This is a genomic window from Intrasporangium sp. (assembly GCF_035688975.1).
GTDB lineage: Bacteria > Actinomycetota > Actinomycetes > Actinomycetales > Dermatophilaceae > CALMNV01.
Map to the genome: position 1 here is coordinate 1 of NZ_DASSMH010000084.1, position 4,376 is coordinate 4,376.

General features: G+C 72.3%; 5 protein-coding genes. 4 read left to right on the forward strand and 1 reads right to left on the reverse strand.

Going from position 1 to position 4,376, the window contains the following annotated elements; translation table 11 throughout:
* From VFJ94_RS08910 to VFJ94_RS08925, 4 genes are all read left to right on the forward strand, one after another.
* On the forward strand, positions 1-863 hold an 863-nt coding region (locus VFJ94_RS08910), incomplete at its 5' end, for an ATP-binding cassette domain-containing protein (protein WP_325003849.1).
* A complete protein-coding gene (locus VFJ94_RS08915) occupies positions 860-1,498 on the forward strand; it encodes an ABC transporter permease (RefSeq protein WP_325003850.1) in 639 nt (212 codons plus the stop codon). The genes VFJ94_RS08910 and VFJ94_RS08915, both read left to right, overlap by 4 nt.
* Entirely contained in the window at positions 1,495-2,283 is a 789-nt protein-coding gene (locus VFJ94_RS08920) for an ABC transporter permease (RefSeq protein ID WP_325003853.1), read from the forward strand. Before VFJ94_RS08915 ends, VFJ94_RS08920 begins: the two co-directional genes overlap by 4 nt.
* Positions 2,280-3,212: an ABC transporter substrate-binding protein gene (locus VFJ94_RS08925; RefSeq protein ID WP_325003851.1), complete on the forward strand. Its 933-nt coding sequence runs from the start codon at positions 2,280-2,282 to the stop codon at positions 3,210-3,212. The genes VFJ94_RS08920 and VFJ94_RS08925 overlap by 4 nt, the downstream gene beginning before the upstream one ends.
* Positions 3,213-3,289: 77 nt before the next feature.
* Here VFJ94_RS08925 and VFJ94_RS08930 read toward each other — a convergent pair whose 3' ends face one another.
* Positions 3,290-4,033, reverse strand: a complete 744-nt coding sequence (locus VFJ94_RS08930; protein WP_325003852.1) for a hypothetical protein — start codon at positions 4,031-4,033, stop codon at positions 3,290-3,292.
* Positions 4,034-4,376: the final 343 nt, after the last annotated feature.

Genomic DNA, 4,376 nt, shown 5'->3' on the forward strand with positions numbered 1-4,376 from the left:
AGCAGGCAGGCCTGTTCCCGCACCGCACGGTCATGGACAACGTGACGACCGTTCCGCGGCTGCTGGGCTGGGACCGGCGCCGGGCCCGGGAGCGCGCCATGGACCTCATCGAGCGCGTCGGCCTGGCCCCGGACCTCGCCCGGCGCTATCCCGCCCAGCTCTCCGGCGGCCAGCAGCAGCGCGTCGGCGTCGCCCGGGCGCTGGCAGCCGACCCGCCGGTGATGCTCCTCGACGAGCCCTTCTCGGCCGTCGACCCTGTCGTGCGCGAGCAGCTGCAGGACGAGTTCCTCCGGCTGCAGGGCGAGCTCGGCAAGACGATCCTCTTCGTCACCCACGACATCGACGAGGCGATCAAGCTCGGCGACCAGGTCGCCGTGCTGCGGGTCGGTGGCCGCCTGGCCCAGCTCGACTCGCCGGCGCGGCTCCTCGCCGACCCCGTCGACGACTTCGTCGCGGACTTCGTCGGTCGAGACCGCGGCTACCGGGCGCTCAGCTTCGTCGACGCGCCGGAGCTCTCGCTCGCCGACGAGGTGACCGCCACTCTCGGTGATCCGCCGGAGCCGCTGCGCGCCGCCGGACGCGCGTGGGTCCTGGTCGTCGGCGAGGGCCGCGAGCCGCTCGGCTGGGCCCGTCCGGCGGACCTCAGGGGACCGATCGACCGCAGCTCACTGCACCGCGGCGGCACCGTGGCCTCCTCGACCGGTTCCCTGCGCGCAGTGCTCGACGCCGCCCTCAGCTCGCCGTCCGGGCGTGGGGTCGTGGTCGGCCCCGACGGCCGCTTCCTCGGCACCATCCGCGCCTCGGACGTGGTTCGGGCCCTCGAGCGCCACGAGGGGCGCCCGGCGGGAGAGGCGGCGTCGTGACCTGGGCCCTCGACCACCTCGGGGAGATCCTGCTGCGCGCCCGCGAGCATGCCTGGCTGGCCGGGCTGCCGCTCCTGCTGGGCCTGCTGATCGCCCTGCCGCTCGGGTGGCTCGCGGCCCGCACCCGGTGGGCGCGCGGACCGCTCCTCACCGTCACGGGGCTGCTCTACACGATCCCGTCGCTCGCCCTGTTCATCCTCCTGCCGCTGGTCATCCCGACCCGGACGCTCGACCCGGCCAACGTCATCGTCGCCATGACCATCTACTCCGTGGCGCTGCTCGTCCGCGCCGTCGCCGACGCCCTCGGGTCGGTGAGCGCCGCAACCCGGCAGGCCGCCATCGCCATGGGCTACGGCGGCCTCGGCCGGTTCCTCGCGGTCGACCTCCCGCTCGGCGTCCCCGTGCTTGCAGCCGGCCTGCGGGTTGCGGCGGTGAGCAACGTGAGCATCGTCAGCGTCTCCTCCCTCGTCGGCATCTCCCAGCTCGGCCACTACCTCACCGAGGGCTACGACCGCACCTTCGCGACGGAGGTGTGGGTCGGCATCGTCGCCTGCGTGCTCCTCGCGCTCGTCTTCGACCTCGTCATCCTCGGCATCGCACGAGCCGCCACGCCGTGGACGAGGGCCTCCGCATGATCGGCTCGGTGCTCGCCTGGTTCCAGGACCCGGACCACTGGAGCGGGTCCGACGGCATACCCAGTCGGGTGGGCGAGCATTTGCTCTACACCGCCATCACCCTCCTTCTCGCCGGCGTCGTGGCGCTGCCGGTGGGCTCCTGGGTGGGCCACACGGGCCGGCTGCGCTGGCTGGTGTCCTCGGCCAACGTCGCACGCGCCATCCCGAGCCTGGGGCTCCTCTTCGCGGTGTCCATGGCGGTCGGACCACTGATCACGAGCAACCTCGCCTTCGTCATCCCGAGCATCGTCGTCCTCGTCCTGCTCGCGGTGCCTCCGCTGCTCTCGGGCACGTATGCCGGGATCGACAGCGTCGACCCGGCCGCCCGCGACGCCGCGCGGGGCATGGGCATGCGCCCGCTCGAGGTGCTGCGCCTCGTCGAGCTGCCGTGCGCCCTGCCGCTCCTGCTCTCGGGGCTGCGCAGCGCGACCCTGCAGGTCGTCGCCACGGCCACCATCGCCGCGTCGGTGAGCCTCGGCGGGCTGGGGCGCTACCTCATCGACGGCCTGGCCAGCCGCGACTACGTCCAGACCGTGGCCGGCTCCCTCCTGGTCGCGGTCCTCGCTCTCGCCGCCGACGGACTGCTCGCCGTCGTCCAGCGCTTCGCCGTCTCGCCGGGAATCTCCGGCCGGGCCGTCCACGTTGCGCGAAGGGGTGCCGTCGCCATGCCGCTCGGGCCCGCCAGAGTCTCCCTCCACGAGGCGGCCGCCTCGCTGGACAGCCCCGTCGAAAGGGACCCCTCATGACACGCCCCCGCACCCTGGCCGTCGGGATGCTCCTCGCCGCGGTCGTGCCGCTCGCCGCCTGCGGGTCCTCCGACCCTCTCGGCACGGGAACGGCGCCCGGCGCCACCGCCAGCTCGTCCGGCGGCGCGGGCCGGTCCTCGCTGACGGTGGGATCCGCCGACTTCCCGGAGTCGGCCCTCCTCGGCGAGCTCTACGCCCAGGCGCTCGAGGGTGACGGCCTCACGGTGCAGCGCACGTTCAACATCGGCTCCCGTGAGACCTACCTCAAGGCGATCACCGGCGGCGAGGTCGACGTCCTGCCCGAGTACACAGGCTCCCTGACGACCTACTATGACAAGGCGTCGACGGCCAAGGACGCCGAGGCGGTGTATGCCGAGCTGAAGAAGATCCTGCCCACGGGCCTGACCGTGCTCGCCAAGTCCGCGGCGGAGGACAAGAACTCCCTCGTCGTGACCAAGGAGACGGCCGACGCCTGGTCGCTGAAGGCCATTCCCGACCTCGTGGCCCACCAGGCGGAGCTCACCATCGCGGCACCGCCCGAGTTCAAGACCCGCCAGCAGGGGCTCGTCGGCCTCAAGTCGGAGTACAACCTCGTCCCCAAGGAGTTCCGGCCCCTCAAGAGCCAGGCCACCGTGGACGCGCTCAAGAACGGCCAGGTCAAGGCCGCCAACATCTTCAGCACCGACCCGTCGATCGCGGCCAACAGCTTCGTCGTGCTCGAGGACCCCAAGCGGCTCTTCGGCTCCGACAACGTCGTCCCCCTTGTGCGCCAGGAGGTGGCCGACGCCAAGCTCACCGCGGCCCTCGACGCCGTCTCTGCCAAGCTCGACACCCCGGCGCTGGCCCAGATGGTCAAGGAGGTCGTCGTCGACCACAAGGACGCCAAGGACGTCGCGTCGGCGTGGCTGAAGTCGGCCGGCCTCGACTGACGTCGCACCACCTGCGACGCACTACCTGCGACGAGGGCCCGTGCGACCCAGGAGGTCGGACGGGCCTTCGCTGCTGATCAGCCTGCCCAGGCTCGACGCGGCGCTGGGGGAGCCTGGACAGGATCCGGGGTGGACTCGGGCCGGGTCCAGGGGGCCGGAGGGCTGGCGGCAGGAGTGACCGGACGGGTGGCGGCAGACAGGCGCACGCACTCGTCGATGCACTCGCGCAGCAGCCGGACGAGCCGGGTCTCGTTCTCAGACACACAGGCGTGCCCGAGCCCCTCGACGGCGACCGCCACCATGGTCGGCGCGGCGTTCTTGCGGAAGGAGGCGAGGCTCGTGGGTCGCCGGCTGCTGAAGGTGCGCGCCCAGTGCTCGGCCAACGGCACGGTGTCGAGGGCCGCACGCGAGCGCTCGGTGAGGTCCGATACCGGGCGGCCCTCGAGCTCGGCGAGGACCCGCTCGGCCGTGAGGATGCCGACGGCGAGGACGTTCTGCCGCTCCGCCGAGGCGACCGCTAGCGCCGCCTGCGCGCAGCGCAGGGCGAGGATGGGCTCGACCCGCTCGTCGTCCGGGATGAGCCCGATGACCTCGGGGATCATCGCGGTGAGCTGCTGACGCGCACGGTCCCCGAGGGAGTCGTTGACGGTCCGCGCCACGGCAGCCAGCAGGGGGTGGGTGCATGCCGGGTGGTCGCTCCACTTCTCGCCCGCGAGGAACGACGCCATCTCCATGAAGCAGGCGCCCTTGCGGGGGTTGCGGTGCCGCCCGGCCGACAGGACCGGGACTCCGTCCGGGATGACAGGAACTCGTCGTTGCATGGGGCTCTCCTGCGCGTGAAGAAGGTCAGCCTGACCTTTCCAAGCATGCGCGCCGATCGAGCACTTGGCTACTGTTCGCCGGCGACTTGCGGGCCCGCGCGAGAGCCCAGATATCTGCGGGGCTGGATATCGCTATAGCGATGTCCAGCCCCGCAGATATCTGGGAGGCCCCCCGGTCGGGTCAGGCGGGCTCGGGGGAGCCGGCTGCCGCTGGGGTGCCGGCGTCGCCGCGGTGGACGGCGGCGAGGAGCATCTGGGCGATGTCGACGACCTCGACGTCGGCGTATGCCGGGTCCTCGTGCTTCTTGGCGTTGAGGCCGTCGGTGAGCATGACCTTGCAGAA

Coding starts and splice junctions, on each gene's coding strand:
- VFJ94_RS08930 (WP_325003852.1), bottom strand. CDS start 4,033: ATGCAACGACGAGTTCCTGTCATCCCGGACGGAGTCCCGGTCCTGTCG.
- VFJ94_RS08920 (WP_325003853.1), top strand. CDS start 1,495: ATGATCGGCTCGGTGCTCGCCTGGTTCCAGGACCCGGACCACTGGAGC.
- VFJ94_RS08925 (WP_325003851.1), top strand. CDS start 2,280: ATGACACGCCCCCGCACCCTGGCCGTCGGGATGCTCCTCGCCGCGGTC.